This is a genomic window from Streptomyces sp. CT34 (genome assembly GCF_000805335.1).
Classification (GTDB): domain Bacteria; phylum Actinomycetota; class Actinomycetes; order Streptomycetales; family Streptomycetaceae; genus Streptomyces.
Genome location: NZ_KN708638.1, coordinates 1696760 through 1709949 on the forward strand (window position 1 = coordinate 1696760; position 13190 = coordinate 1709949).

12 protein-coding genes and 1 tRNA gene are annotated in these 13190 nt (G+C 73.2%); 6 read left to right on the plus strand and 7 right to left on the minus strand.

The genetic code is table 11. The annotated features are described in order from the left end of the window. The coding region (locus RZ84_RS07605; protein WP_078894584.1) for a helix-hairpin-helix domain-containing protein at window positions 1–2316 on the plus strand (2316 nt) is incomplete at its 5' end. Window positions 2317–2435: 119 nt separating this feature from the next. Here RZ84_RS07605 and RZ84_RS07610 read toward each other — a convergent pair. Next, a complete protein-coding gene (locus RZ84_RS07610; RefSeq protein WP_043263649.1) occupies window positions 2436–3119 on the minus strand; it encodes a hypothetical protein in 684 nt (227 codons plus the stop codon). Between the two features lie 47 nt (window positions 3120–3166). Here RZ84_RS07610 and RZ84_RS07615 point away from each other — a divergent pair, with 47 nt between their 5' ends. Next, on the plus strand, window positions 3167–3355 hold the full coding sequence (locus RZ84_RS07615) for a DUF5703 family protein (RefSeq protein ID WP_014059547.1): 189 nt from the start codon (window positions 3167–3169) through the stop codon (window positions 3353–3355). A gap of 86 nt (window positions 3356–3441) precedes the next feature. On the opposite strand, the gene RZ84_RS07620 is transcribed toward RZ84_RS07615, so the two are convergent. The 3 genes from RZ84_RS07620 to RZ84_RS07630 all read right to left on the minus strand — a co-directional run bounded on the left by RZ84_RS07620 (window position 3442) and on the right by RZ84_RS07630 (window position 6194). Further along, entirely contained in the window at window positions 3442–4260 is an 819-nt protein-coding gene (locus tag RZ84_RS07620) for a chaplin (RefSeq protein WP_043263650.1), read from the minus strand. A 181-nt stretch (window positions 4261–4441) separates the two neighbouring features. Next, the gene (locus RZ84_RS07625; protein WP_043263651.1) at window positions 4442–4675 is read right to left on the minus strand and encodes a chaplin; all 234 of its coding nucleotides are present in this window, start codon (window positions 4673–4675) and stop codon (window positions 4442–4444) included. Window positions 4676–4868: 193 nt separating this feature from the next. Continuing rightward, on the minus strand, window positions 4869–6194 hold the full coding sequence (locus tag RZ84_RS07630; protein ID WP_043263652.1) for a M20/M25/M40 family metallo-hydrolase: 1326 nt from the start codon (window positions 6192–6194) through the stop codon (window positions 4869–4871). A 306-nt stretch (window positions 6195–6500) separates the two neighbouring features. On the opposite strand from RZ84_RS07630, the gene RZ84_RS07635 reads away from it, so the two are divergent. Next, window positions 6501–6588 (plus strand) — tRNA-Leu (locus RZ84_RS07635). Window positions 6589–6684: 96 nt separating this feature from the next. On the opposite strand, the gene RZ84_RS07640 is transcribed toward RZ84_RS07635, so the two are convergent. Next, window positions 6685–7803: an alkene reductase gene (locus RZ84_RS07640; protein WP_078894586.1), complete on the minus strand. Its 1119-nt coding sequence runs from the start codon at window positions 7801–7803 to the stop codon at window positions 6685–6687. Between the two features lie 241 nt (window positions 7804–8044). Here RZ84_RS07640 and RZ84_RS07645 point away from each other — a divergent pair, with 241 nt between their 5' ends. Both RZ84_RS07645 and RZ84_RS07650 read left to right on the plus strand, forming a co-directional pair. Then, the gene (locus RZ84_RS07645; RefSeq protein WP_043269346.1) at window positions 8045–8719 is read left to right on the plus strand and encodes an HAD family hydrolase; all 675 of its coding nucleotides are present in this window, start codon (window positions 8045–8047) and stop codon (window positions 8717–8719) included. 20 nt (window positions 8720–8739) lie between these two features. Next, window positions 8740–9186: an NUDIX domain-containing protein gene (locus tag RZ84_RS07650; RefSeq protein WP_078893625.1), complete on the plus strand. Its 447-nt coding sequence runs from the start codon at window positions 8740–8742 to the stop codon at window positions 9184–9186. Window positions 9187–9270: 84 nt separating this feature from the next. Here RZ84_RS07650 and RZ84_RS07655 read toward each other — a convergent pair whose 3' ends face one another. Together RZ84_RS07655 and RZ84_RS07660 are read right to left on the minus strand one after the other, a co-directional pair. Further along, entirely contained in the window at window positions 9271–10905 is a 1635-nt protein-coding gene (locus RZ84_RS07655; RefSeq protein WP_043263654.1) for an ABC-F family ATP-binding cassette domain-containing protein, read from the minus strand. A gap of 335 nt (window positions 10906–11240) precedes the next feature. Beyond that, window positions 11241–12644 carry a cytochrome P450 gene (locus tag RZ84_RS07660; RefSeq protein WP_052229822.1) on the minus strand — a complete coding sequence of 468 codons (1404 nt, stop codon included), beginning with the start codon at window positions 12642–12644 and terminating at the stop codon, window positions 11241–11243. A gap of 121 nt (window positions 12645–12765) precedes the next feature. On the opposite strand from RZ84_RS07660, the gene RZ84_RS07665 reads away from it, so the two are divergent. After that, complete coding sequence (locus tag RZ84_RS07665) at window positions 12766–13182, plus strand: hypothetical protein (protein ID WP_078894587.1); 417 nt, start codon at window positions 12766–12768, stop codon at window positions 13180–13182. Window positions 13183–13190: the final 8 nt, after the last annotated feature.

The window sequence follows — 13190 nt, forward strand, 5'->3', positions numbered from 1 at the left end:
AGCGGGGAGCGCTCGGCCGCGTCGTTCTTCAACGACGCCCCGCGGGCCGCCAAGCCCGCCGCCCGCCCGGCGCCGCAGAGTGCGGGCGACCGCGGACCGGCCGGCCCCGCGGGTCCCGCCCCGGAGGTCGCGCGGCAGCGCACCCCGGAGCGGCCGGCCGGCCCGGCGCGGCCCCCCGAGGCGGACGGCGGCCCCGGTGCGGCTCCCGGCAACAGCGGCGCCACTCCCCGCGCCGCCCTCACCCCGGCGCCCGGCATCGCCGGCGTGCGGCAGGTGCTCGCGGCGGGCGGCGCCCCCGAGGCGCTCGCGGAGCAGGCCGCCGAAGCACTCGGCGAGCGGGCCGCCGAGGCGCTGAGCGCCGACCCCTGGCAGCTGCTCGCGGTGCCCGGAGTCCGCCCGGAGCAGGCCGACGGCTTCGCGCGGGCGCTGCTCGGCCCCGCCTGCGGACCGGGCGACGAGCGGCGCGCCCAGGCGCTGATCGGCTGGCTGCTGGAGCAGGCCGCGATCGCCGGCCACTCCGCCCTGGAGGCGTCCGCCCTCCGTACGGCCCTCGCCCAACGCTCCGTACCGGACCCCGACGACGCCCTCCAGGCGGCCATCGCGGACGGCGCGGTGCTGGTCTTCCAGGACGCCCTCGACGCTCCGGGCCGGCCCCGCCCCGCGACGGACGACGACGAAGACCAGCCGGTGCGCGTCCTGCTCGGCCTCGACCGCTTCGCGATGGCCGAGGAGAGCGTCGCGGACGGCCTGGCCCGGCTGCTGAACACGTTCGAGCCGGTGGCCGGGTCCGAGTCGCCGGACGAATCCGAGCAGGTGGACGAGCCGGCGGCTGTGGACGAGTCGACATCCGTGGACGAGTCGGCTCCGGTCGGCGAAGAACCGGCGGAGGCGGACGCGGAAACAGGACCAGCAGAACCGGCAGAACCGGCATCGGAGGACGTTGCCGCGACCGCCCCGGACGCCCCGGACACCGAGACCGGCGACACAGACGGGAGCGGCGGGAGCCGCGGGAGCCGCGGGACCGGTGAGGACACCGCGGGCACCACCACCCCCGTCCGCCCCTCCCCCGCCGACTGGGAGGACGCCGCGGACGCCGCCCCCTCCCCCTCCGCGGCGGCGCTCATCCGGGCCGCCGCGGCCAGCGGCCTGGTCGCGCACACCGGCGGTGAGGCGGCCCGCGCCGAGCCCGCCGCACTGATCGCCGCGGCCCGCTCTCTCGGTCTGCGGGCCTTCGGCGCCACCCACACCGAGAACGGCCGCCGACGGCTCGCCGGGCACCTCGCCGAGGCCCGCCCCGCCGAGGCCGCAGGGGAGCCGGCCGCCGGGGACCCGGCCGCCGCGGCGGTGACCGTCTCCGGTCTGCTCTCCGGCCGGGAGGGCCCCGGCCGGGACGCGGACGGCGCACTGGCGCTCGATCTGCTGGTCGTGCTGGACGCCCCGCAGCTGGATCTGGAGACCGCCGCGCTACTCGTCGAGTCGCTGGCCGACGGGACCCGCCTGGTGCTCAGCGGCGACCCGGGCCTCCTGTGGTCCGCCGGCCCCGGGCGGCTCTTCCACGATCTGCTGCTGTCCCGGTTCTGCCCCCAAGTCGCCTCCCGCACCCCGGACTTCGGCCCGATCGGCGAGCTGGTGTCCGGTATCGGCATCGGCGAGCTCAACGAGGTCGAGGCCCCCGGCAAGGAGGTGGTGATCGTCCCGGTGCGCGCCGCGGACGAGGCGGTGCACCGCACGGTCCAGCTGGTCGCCGACTCCGTGCCCCGGGCGCTCGGTGTCCCCGCCGACCGGACGCAGGTCATCACCGTCGGCCATGGCGGCGCGGCCGGCACCCGCGCCCTGAACGCCGCGCTCAAGGAGCGGCTCAACCCCGGCCCCGGGCGGTTCGGCGGCTTCGACCCCGGCGACCGCGTGGCCTACGCCCCGGCCCCCGGCCGCACGCTTCCCGGCACGGTCACCGGCGCGGACGCCGACGGCCTCCGCCTCGACTGCGCCGGCAGCCCCGTCGTCGTACCGCGCGAGCAGGTCGGCTCCGGCGCGGTACGGCACGGCTGGGCGCTCACCGCCCACCAGGCGGTCGGCATGCGCTGGCCCGCCGTCGTCGTGGTGCTCCCCGGCGACGCGGCCGGCGGACTGACCCGCGCCTGGGTCTACACCGCCTTCAGCCGCGGCGAGCGGCATCTGTCGGTGGTCCAGGGCGCCGACCAGGCGCTGCCCCGCGCGGTCGCCGAGATCCCGGTCAAGGAGCGCACCACCCGGCTGCGGACGCTGCTCCAGATGCAGAGCGGCGCGCAGTCGGACGCGGATCCCGCGGCGGGCTGAGCCCCACCGCCCCGGACGGAACGAATGCGGGGCCGGGCAGCAGGCAGCGGCCTGCCGTCCGGCCCCGTCACCGTTCCCGGTCACCGTCCCCGGTCAACGCTCCCCGTCAGGGTTCCCGGTCAGCGCTCCTTGTCGACCGGCTCCAGCAGATCGTCCTCGTCCTCGATGTCCAGCTCCTCGTCGAAGACCGAGCTGATGTCGAAGCGGCACACCACCCGCTGCGGATCCGCCTGATCGAACGGCGCGGCGAGCCACTCACCCGGCTCGGCCGGCTCGTCGACGGCCGCCCCCCCCAGGGGGGAGTCGCCCTCCTCCAGGCCGAACTCCTTGTGCCGGGAGGCGATCTCGTCCGGTTCGAACTCGCCGAAGAGCACCCCGAGCGCCGCGTGCACACTGCTTCCGACCACCGCGGCGGCATCAGGGGCGTGGCCCGTCACGTCATCCGCGGCGTCCGGATCGAGATCGGCGATCCGCTGTGCCTGATGCAGCAGACGCTGCGGCTTGGCGACGGTGTAGTCGCGCCGGATGAGCACGCTCAGCGCACTCGGTTCCTCCGGCCCCGCGTAGGCGGGCAGGTTGTCGCTTCCGGGGATCTCGAAGGGGGTGACCTCGTCGTAGGTGTCGTAAAGCAGCTCGTCATAGACCTCAGCCGCCGCGGCGAGCTCGTCGAACGCGGCGTAGACGGCGGGATCGTCCTGCCCCGAGCGGCGTTCGACCGCGTCGAGGTGACGGTCCAGCGCGGCTTTGACCGCCTCAGCGGCGGCACGTACCTCGGCAGCGGAAGGCTGCGCAGCATCAGACATAGTGCAGACGCTATCCGTACCGGGGCCGGTCCCGCACAATAGATGCGATGCCGGAATACGAATTCTGCGATGTGTATGTGCCACGCGGTGTCTCCCGCAAGGCCACCACACGCCTGCTGACCGACCATGCCGAGTACGGGCACTGGGAGTTGGACCGCCTGCGCCTCAATCCCGACGGCAGCCGCCGGGTGCGGCTGCGCCGGCGGATCATCCGCCAGCTCCGCGCCACGTGGTGAGTGCCGCCGCAGCGGCATACGGACAGCAGAGCGGGCCCCGAAGGACGGGACCCGCTCCGTTGTGCCCGTGTGCGGGGCGCTGCTGATCAGCTACGGGCGGTACGCGCCCTGCGGTAGAGCACCGCGCCCCCGAGCAGCAGCCCGGCACTGGCCGGAACCGCGTAGCCGAGCGCCCCGGCGCCGGTGTGCGCGAGCTGCTGCCCGTGTTCGGTCGGCGTCACCCCACGGGCGTGCGGTGCGGTCGCGTGCTGCGATCCCACCCCCGGAGCGTGCGGGGAGTGCGCTGCGCCCGGGCCCTGCGGCGCGCCCGGGCGCGACCCGTGCGAGCCCCCCGGGTGGTGCGGTCGGCCCGGGTGATGCGGCTGCCCCGGGTGGCCGGGGTTGTGCGGGGTGCCCGGACCCGGGGTCGGCGGATGGCCGGGCCGGTGCGGGGTGCCCGGTCCGCCCGGCGCGGCGTTGTCGCAGTCGCCGCCGAAGGCCGGGTTCGCCACGCCGACCACGTCGACGCTGTTGCCGCAGACGTTCACCGGTGCGTTCACGGGCGCCTGGACGACGTTGCCGGACGCGACACCGGGCGAATTCGAGGCCCCGCCCCGGGCGTTGCCGCCGTGCCCGCCGGTCGGGCGCCGGTGCTTGCCGTGACCGTGGCCGTGGTGCCCGCCGGCCCCGTTGGCGCAGTGGTTGCCGAACGCCGGGTTCAGCATCCCCACCACATTGACGGTGTTGCCGCAGACGTTGACCGGTGCCTCCACCGGCGCCTGGACCACGTTGCCGGATCCGACACCGGGTGAGTTCGCGGCGGTCCCCACCGCTCCGGAGTCCGCCTGTGCGTACCCCGTGGCCATGGCCAGCACGCCACCCGCGGCGGCCATGGTGATCAGGCCCTTTCTCGCGACCCGTCTCATAGGTTGTTCTCCTGCCTTGTGCCCTACGGAAATGCGCGCGGATAACGGTCCCGGTACCTGACGACCGTGGAGAAGTTCCTTCACCCGCGCATCGAAATACCCAGAGGCTCCGGAATGCTCGCAAGCATTCCGGAGCCGTCCGGGCCAGGCCCTCACCGGGCCAAATGCACCGTCGATAGCCTCACTTGTTGAGGCAGGTGTTACCGATGGCCGGGTTCAGCAGGCCAACCACGGAGACCGTGTTGCCGCAGACGTTCGCCGGAACGTGCACCGGCGCCTGGGCCACGTTGCCGGACAGGACGCCGGGCGAGCGCACGGCAGCACCCTGGGCACCCGAGTCGGCAACTGCCAGGCCGGCGCCGGCGATGACGAGACCACCGGCGACGGTCGCAGCAGCGACAACCTTCTTGATCATGGTTCCTCCTTGTAGACACTGCGGTCCCAGCCGCGGACCGCAATCCCTCCAACGAGGTCCAGGCCGTTGAAGCTACCAACACATCGCAGCATTCACCCATTTCAGCGAAGTCAGCGCGAACGGCAGGAAATCCACGTCGAATTCAGCTTGTGCGAGCACCGGCTTGTACACGGTGCCCCACCCAACTCGCCTTTCAGCTCTGCTCGATGAACCGGTCCAGCACCCGCACCCCGAACTTCAGCCCGTCCACCGGCACTCGCTCGTCGACCCCGTGGAACATCCCCGCGAAGTCCAGCTCCGGCGGCAACTTCAGCGGCGCGAACCCGAACCCGCGGATTCCGAGGTCGTCGAAGGACTTGGCGTCGGTGCCCGCGGGGAGCATGTACGGCACCGCGCGCGCGATCGGGTCCTCGGCCTGGAGCGCCGACTGCATCGCCGCCACCAGCGCACCGTCGAAGGTGGTCTCCAGCGCCCGGTCCGCGTGGACGTCCTCCCGCCGCACCCGCGGCCCCAGGATCCGGTCCAGATCGGCCAGGAACTCCTCTTCGTAGCCCGGCAGGAAGCGGCCGTCGACATGCGCGGTGGCCTGCCCCGGGATCACATTGACCTTGTAACCGGCGCCCAGCTGCGTCGGGTTGGCGGTGTTCCGCATCGAGGCGCCGATCAGCTTGGCCATACCGCCGAGCTTGGCCAGTGTCTCGTCCATGTTCTCCGGGTCGAGCTCGGTGCCCAGCGCGTCCCCGAGCTCGTCGAGGAAGGCCCGCAGCGTCTTGGTCACCCGCACCGGGAACTCGTACCGCCCCAACCTCCCGACGGCCTCGGACAGTTCGGTGATGGCGTTGTCCCTGTGGACCATCGAACCGTGCCCGGCCGTTCCGGCCACGGTCAGCTTCATCCAGTGCATGCCCTTCTGGGCGGTCTCCACCAGATACAGCCGGAGGTTCTCGTTGACGGTGAGGGAGAACCCGCCGACCTCGCTGATCGCCTCGGTCACCCCCTCGAAGAGTTCGGGGTGGTGGTCGACGAGATGGCGCGCGCCGTACGTGCCGCCCGCCTCCTCGTCCGCCAGGAAGGCCAGCACGATGTCCCGCGGCGGCTTGCGCCCCGTACGCAGCCGGTCGCGCACGACCGCCAGCGTCATCGCGTCCATGTCCTTCATGTCGACCGCGCCGCGGCCCCAGACGCAGCCGTCGGCGATCTCCCCGGAGAACGGGTGGTGGGTCCAGTCCTCCGCATTGGCCGGTACGACGTCGGTGTGCCCGTGGATCAGCAGCGCGGGCCGCGAGCGGTCCTCCCCCGCCATCCGCGCGACGGTCGAGGCGCGCCCCTTGTGGGACTCGAAGATCTGCGGCTCCAGTCCGACCTCGGCGAGCTTCTCCGCGACGTACTCGGCGGCGGCGCGCTCCCCCGGTCCCGAGTGGTCGCCGTAGTTGCTGGTGTCGAACCTGATCAGATCCCGGCAGAGGTCGACCACCTCGTCCTCACCGGTGACCGTACGGGACGGCTGCGACGCGCTCATGCCGGAACCTCGCTTCGCTCGGCCCCGCATTCGCGGGGCTCGCACCTTTCCCTGGTTCGCTCGCGGAGCTCGCTCACACTGCCTCCTCTTGGTTCACGGCCGCGCGGCACCCGGGGGGCGCCCGCCGCGGCGGGGGTCCACCGCCATCCTCCACCCGGCACCCGCTCCACCCAAGGCCGCAATACTCCCGACATGTGCTGGTCACAGCCCCGCGCCCGGCCAAACCCGCGGGTGATCGACCACCCCTGAACGTTTGCTATTGTTTTCCTCGTCGGAACGGCCCGGGGCCGGACCGACAGACACCTGGTCCGGGTGGCGGAATGGCAGACGCGCTAGCTTGAGGTGCTAGTGCCCTTTATCGGGCGTGGGGGTTCAAGTCCCCCCTCGGACACCAGCAGTACACACCAGCGGTGCCGGTCGATCTTCGGTCGGCACCGTTTCTGTTTGCCGGTGTTCCCGCCCTCCTTCCGGCTGTTCCCACCGTTTCGTCTCAGGGCTGTTGTCCTTCGCGGAGTTGTTGCCCGGGGTCGTCCTGCCACGTGCTGGCCGGGTGGTCGACATAGCCGCGGGCTCCGCCGCCGTAGTACGTGGTGGGGTCGCCGGTGGTCAGTTCGCGGTCCAGGGCGAAGCGGGTGACCAGGTCGGGGTTGGCGATGAAGTGGGTGCCGAAGGAGACGGCGTCGGCGGTTCCGGCCTCGATGGCGGCGTTCGCGGACGCGCGGTCGAATCCGTTGTTCGCGATCAGCGGGCCGTGGAAGCGGTGGCGGTAGCGGGCGATCGCCGCGGTGTCGGGGCGGGCGTCCGGGGCCGGGCGGTCGGGTCCGCGGAGGTGCAGATAGGCCACCGGGTGGTCGTTCAGCGCGGTCACCAGGTCGTCGTGGTCGGCGAGGGTGGCGGCGTCGGGCCGGAAGAGCTCTCCCCCGTCCAGGTACGGGCCCAGGCGGACTCCCACGCGTCGGCCGTTCCAGGGGGCGGCGACCGCGTCGACGATCTCCAGGAGCAGTCGCCGGCGGCGGGTGCGGTCGCCGCCGTAGGCGTCGGTGCGGTGGTTCAGCCGGGGGTTGAGGAACTGCGCGATCAGGAACGTGCCGTGGGCCGCGATCTCGACGCCGTCGAAGCCCGCGCGGCGGGCGTGGTGTGCGGCGGTGCGGTAGTCGGCGACGGTGCCGGCGATCTCGGCCGGGGTCATCGCGCGGGGCGTGACGGTCTCCTGGAATCCGGTGGGGGTGAAGGACCGCGTCCGGGGGTTGACCGGCGACGGTCCGGCGGGGAGCCGGCCGCCGAGGAGGTCGGGGTGCGAGGCGGCGCCGGTGTGCCAGAGCTGGAGCACGATCCGGCCGCCGAGGGCGTGCACGGTATCGGTGACCCGCCGCCATGCGGTCACCTGCTCCGCGCTGTAGATCCCGGGGACGCCGGTGAAGCCGATCGCCTGTCTGCTGACCCAGGTCGCCTCCGCGATGATCAGACCCGCAGCGGCCCGCCGGCCGTAGTAGTCCGCGTGCATCGACGTGGGCAGCAGCCCGTCGCGGGCGGCGCGGGCGCGGGTGAGCGGGGCCATGACGACCCGGTTGGGCAGGCGCAGGCCGGCGAGGTCCAGGGGGCGGAGCAGGGGTTGGCGGTGGGGGGTGGGGTGCGAGGTGGACGGGGAGGTGGATGGGAGGTGGTGGGCGTGGTCATGGTGGGGGCTCCTTGTTGCCGGCGTGGTCTGTGGTCGCTTCGTGGAGTCGACGTCGGGGAGGGGCGGAAGGTGACCGGTGCGGGGCGTGCGGCGTCGGCGGATTTTCCGGTGCGGGTGGGCGGGCGGCTGCGTAGGGTGCCCGGGTCGGCGGAAGGCGAGAGGGGCGTACCGGGTGCTGATCTTCGATGCGGATGACACGTTGTGGGAGAACAACGTGATCTTCGAGCGGGTGATCGACGAGTTCACGGAGTGGCTGGCGGGACCGGGACTGGACCGGAGCGGGGTGCGGGCCGTACTGGACGGGATCGAGGCGGCGAACGCCGTGACGCAGGGGTACGGGAGCAAGGTGTTCCTGCGGAGTCTCGGGGAGTGCGTGGCGCGGGTGCGGGGGCGGGCCGCCACGGAGGAGGAGCTGGGGCGGATCGCCGGGTGGGAGGCGGCGTTCACCGGGGGCCGGATGGAGTTGATCGCGGGGGTGCCCGAGACGCTGGCGGAGCTGGCGCGGCGGCACGAGTTGCTGCTGCTGACCAAGGGGGACGCCGAGGAGCAGGAGCGGAAGGTGGCGGCGTCGGGGCTGGCCGGGCACTTCCTGGCGGTGCACATCGTGCCGGAGAAGAACGTGGCCGCGTACGAGGAGGTGACGCGGGAGCACGGGCTGGTGCCGGAGGAGACCTGGATGATCGGGAATTCGCCGAAGTCGGATATTTTGCCGGCGCGTTCGGCGGGGCTCAACGCGGTGTTCATTCCGCATGTCCACACGTGGGTGCTGGAGCACGGGGAGTTGGATCCGGCGGATGCGAGGGTGCTGCGGCTGGAGAAGTTCGGCGAGTTGCTGAGGCATTTCTGAACGGGGTGGAGGGAGTCGCCGTGACGGGTGGGACGCCGAGGGTGTCCTGCGTCTTCGTGTGCCATGACGGGGGCGGCCGGGTGCTGCTGGCGCGGCGGGGCGCCGGGGCCCGGGACGAGCCGGGCAGTTGGGACTGCGGTGCCGGGGCGCTGGAGTTCGGGGAGACGTTCGAGGCCGCGGTGGGCCGTGAGGTGTTCGAGGAGTACGGGGTGCGGCCCCGGGGGATCGAGCGGATCGGCGTACGGAACGTGCTGCGCGGGGATCCGGTCACCTCGCACTGGGTGGCGGTGGTGTTCGCGGTGGAGGTGGCGGCGGACGCGGTGCGGATCGGGGAACCGGAGAAGTTCGACGCGCTGGGGTGGTTCGCCCCGGACGTGCTGCCGCGGCCGCTGCATTCGCAGTGCGGGGAGAGCCTGCGGCTGTTCGGTGCGATGCGCGCACACTCTCCCTCGGCGGATGTGCCGTAGGGCTTCGTCCGGCACGCCGAGAGCACGCACCGGACGCCGCCCGGCCCGCCCTTCGGGCGGACGACGGGAGTGTGACGGCAGGGACTAGAGCGGTTCGGTGTCGGTGAGTTGGCCGGATTCGACGGTCAGCCAGCGGGTGAGCGACAGCTCGTGCAGGAAGCGGGGGTCGTGGCTGACGACGAGGAGGGCGCCCTCGTAGGAGTGGAGGGCGGTGACGAGGCGGCGGACGGAGGACATGTCGAGGTTGTTGGTCGGTTCGTCGAGGAGGAGGAGCTGGGGGGCCGGTTCGGCGAGCATCAGGGCCGCGAGTGAGGCCCGGAAGCGTTCGCCGCCGGAGAGGGTGCCGGCCCGCTGGTCGGCGCGGGCGCCCTTGAACAGGAAGCGGGCGAGGCGGGCGCGGATGCGGTTGTTGGTGGCGTCCGGGGCGTAGCGGGCGACGTTCTCGACGACGGTGAGGTCGTTGTCGAGGACCTCGTCGAGGCGCTGCGGGAGGAAGCGGTGCGGGACGTGCACCTCCGCGGTGCCTTCGTCCGGCGGGAGTTCGCCGGTGAGGGTGCGCAGCAGGGTGGTCTTGCCGGAGCCGTTGCGGCCGGTGAGGGCGATGCGCTCGGGGCCGCGGATCTCCAGGTCGGCCCGGGTGCCGTAACGGGTGCGCAGACCGCGGAGGGTGAGGACACCGCGGCCCGGCGGGACCGCGGTGTGCGGGAGGTCGATGCGGATCTCGTCGTCGTCGCGGACCGCCTCGGCGGCCTCGTCGAGGCGTTCTCTGGCCTCCTTGAGGCGTTCGGTGTGCATGATGCGGTGCTTGCCGGCGGAGACCTGGGCCTCGCGCTTGCGCGCGTTCATGACGATCTTGGGTTCGCGCTTCTGTGCGTACATCTTGTTGCCGTAGCGGACCCGGCGGGCCAACTTGACGTGTGCGTCGGCCAGTTCGCGCTTCTGGCGGGCGACGTCGGCCTCGGCGACCCGCACCATCCGCTCGGCCGCCTCCTGTTCGGCGGCCAGGGCCGCCTCGTACGCGGTGAAGTTGCCCCCGTACCAGTGCACCTCGCCGCCACGGAGGTCGGCGATCCGGTCGACGCGGTCGAGGAGTTCGCGGTCGTGGCTGACCACGAGGAGGACTCCGGACCAGGCGGCGACCGCGTCGTGGAGCCGGCGGCGGGCGGCGTGGTCGAGGTTGTTGGTGGGCTCGTCGAGGAGCAGCACGTCCGGGCGGCCGAGAAGCAGGGCGGCCAGCCGGAGCAGGACGGACTCGCCGCCGGAGACCTCGCCGATGGTGCGGTCGAGGCCGATGCCGGACAGGCCGAGCAGGTCGAGGGTGGCGTGGGCGCGTTCCTCCACGTCCCAGTCGTCGCCGACGGCGTCGAAGTGCGCCTCGCCGGCGTCGCCGGCCTCGATGGCGTGCAGCGCGGCCCGGGTCTCGGCGATGCCGAGCGCCTGGTCGACGCGGAGGTGGGTGTCGAGGGGGGCGTGCTGCGGGAGGTAGCCGACCTCGCCGACGGTCCGGACGCTGCCCGCGGTGGGGGCCAGTTCGCCGGCGATCAGCTGCAACAGGGTTGACTTTCCGGATCCGTTGAGGCCGATGAGGCCCGTACGGCCGGGGCCGACGGCGAGTTGGAAGTCCGTGAGGACGGGGGTGCCGTCGGGCCAGGTGAAGCCGAGGCCGGTGCAGACGATGGACGTCGCGGCGGAGGCGGAGGAAGCGGGGGGCTTTGGCATGCGGGTCTCCTGGGAGGTGCGCGGGTGGGTGGGGAACTGCGCAGGGAGACACCGCGGGGGAACGTCAGGGAGCCGGGGTACGCCGTACGTACGCCGAGGTCGCGGACGGGCCACGCGGGCGGGGATCGCGGAGCGAATCACCGGTCGCGGGCGCGGTGTCTCAAGACCTCAGACGAGCAACGGCCTTCTCCTGTCGGCGGGGGCACTGACGACTTCGACGGTAGGGGGGGGGAGCGGAAAAGGCAAACGCTATTTTTGTTGCGTTTGCGGAAGGGGGTGTTTGCGGGGGTGCCGCGGTGGCGCCCGCCGGAGTGCGGCGGGCGCCGTCGTGGCGGTCAGGCGGCGCGGAGGCGGACGCGGGCCGGGCCGGTGGCCTGGAGGGTGACACCGGCGGCGACCGGGACGTCCCGGTCGACGGCGGTCAGCTCGTAGGCGCGCAGCAGGGTCGCCAGGGCCAGTACCGACTCCAGCGTGGAGAAGTACTGGCCGATGCAGGCCCGAGGGCCACCGCCGAAGGGGAACCAGGCGTAGCGGTGCCGGCCGGCCTCGCGCTCGGGTGTGAAGCGGTCCGGGTCGAAGCGCTCCGGGTCCTCCCAGAGTGCCGGGTGACGATGGGTCACCCATTGGGCGACGACGACATCGGCGCCGGCCGGGATGGTGAAGCCGGCGATCTCGGTGGCCGCCACCGCCCGGCGCTCGATGACCGCGGACGGCGGGTAGAGCCGCATGGACTCCTTGAACGCCTGGGTGAGGCGCGGGAGGCGGTCCAGGTCGGCGGCGGTGGGGGTGCCCTCGCCGACGACCCGGCAGATCTCGTCGCGGATCCGGGACTGCTCCTCAGGGTGCCGGGCCAGGAGGTGCAGGGTGAACGTCATGGCGGTGGCGGTGGTTTCGTGTCCCGCGAGGAGGAAGATCAGCACCTGTTCGCGGACCTCGGTGGCGTCGAGGGTGCCGTCCTCCGCGTTGCCGGCGGCGGCCAGCAGGGAGAGCAGGTCGTCGGCGTCCGGGGTGGCCGCGGGGCCCCGGCCGGCCGCCGTGCGGCGTTCGGCGATGATGCGGTCGCAGAGGGTGTAGAGCTCCGCGGTGAGCGCGCGCGCCCGGAGGTTCCTGGGGGTGGGCCAGCCCCGGGGCACCTTCAGGGGGGCGTAGCCACGGCGGATGACGTAGTCGCTGAGGAACGGGACGCAGCGGTCGATGGCCTCGACGGCCGCCTCCACGTCCAGGCCGAAGAGGATCCGGGCGACGGTGCGCAGGGCCAGCCGGTTCATCTCGGGGACCAGGTCGACCGTGCCGCCGGCCGACTGCCAGCGGGCGGCGACCGCGTCGGCCTCGGAGGTGACGACCGAGGCGTAGCCGTCGACCCGCTGCTTGGTGAACAGCGGCTGCACCAGGCGGCGTTGGCGGAGGTAGTCGCCGTCCTGGCTGGTGAGCAGGCCGTTGCCGAGCCCCTGGCGGACCTCCTCGTAAATCGGGTGGTCCTTGCGGAAGTTGGCGGCCTGGGTGGCGAGGATCTGGCGGGCGCCCTCGGGGTCGAAGACCGCGAGGAAGACGCTGCGCAGTCCGGGCGGGCCGGCCTCCAGTCGGACCACGTCACCGTGCTCGCGCTGGGCTCTCAAGAAGGCGCCGAGGGAGTCGCGGCGCAGGTCGAGCAGGGAGCCGATGACGGGGAGGCCGGCGGGGCCGGGGATCTCGGTACGGGGTCCGGGTCCGGGACGAGAGGGGGAGTTGGTCAAGGGCATGCTCGCATTCCTAGCCGATTTCCGGTCGACCAAGTGGCAGGCAGGCCGGGCGGGCGGGGAGAAGCGCGGGCGGGTGGCAGCCGGCCTCGGGGCGGGCGCGGCGTCCCCGTACCATGGCCGGATGATCGACAAGCGTGCCGGGCGGCCGGCCGGTGCCACCGCGGGTCAGTGCCGGATCACCGTCTGCCGCGGCTGCTGCTGCGGGGACGCGGCCAAGATCCCGGGGGTGGACCACGCCGGGCAGATACCCCGGCTGCGGGCGGCGCTCGACGGCGCGGCGCCGGTGCGCGCCTCGGACTGCCTGGACGTCTGCGACCAGGCCAACGTGGTCGTGGTGCAGCCGTCGGCGGCGGGCCGGGCCGCGGGCGGGCGGCCGGTGTGGCTGGGGCTGGTCAACGACGACGACGCGCTGGCGGACATCGCCGCCTGGATACGGGCCGGCGGGCCGGGCATCGCGGAGCCGCCCGGGGTGCTGGACCTGTACGCGATCACCGTGTCGCGGCGGGTGCGGGAGGGCCTGGACGGCCGGGGCGCCTGAGCGGTGCG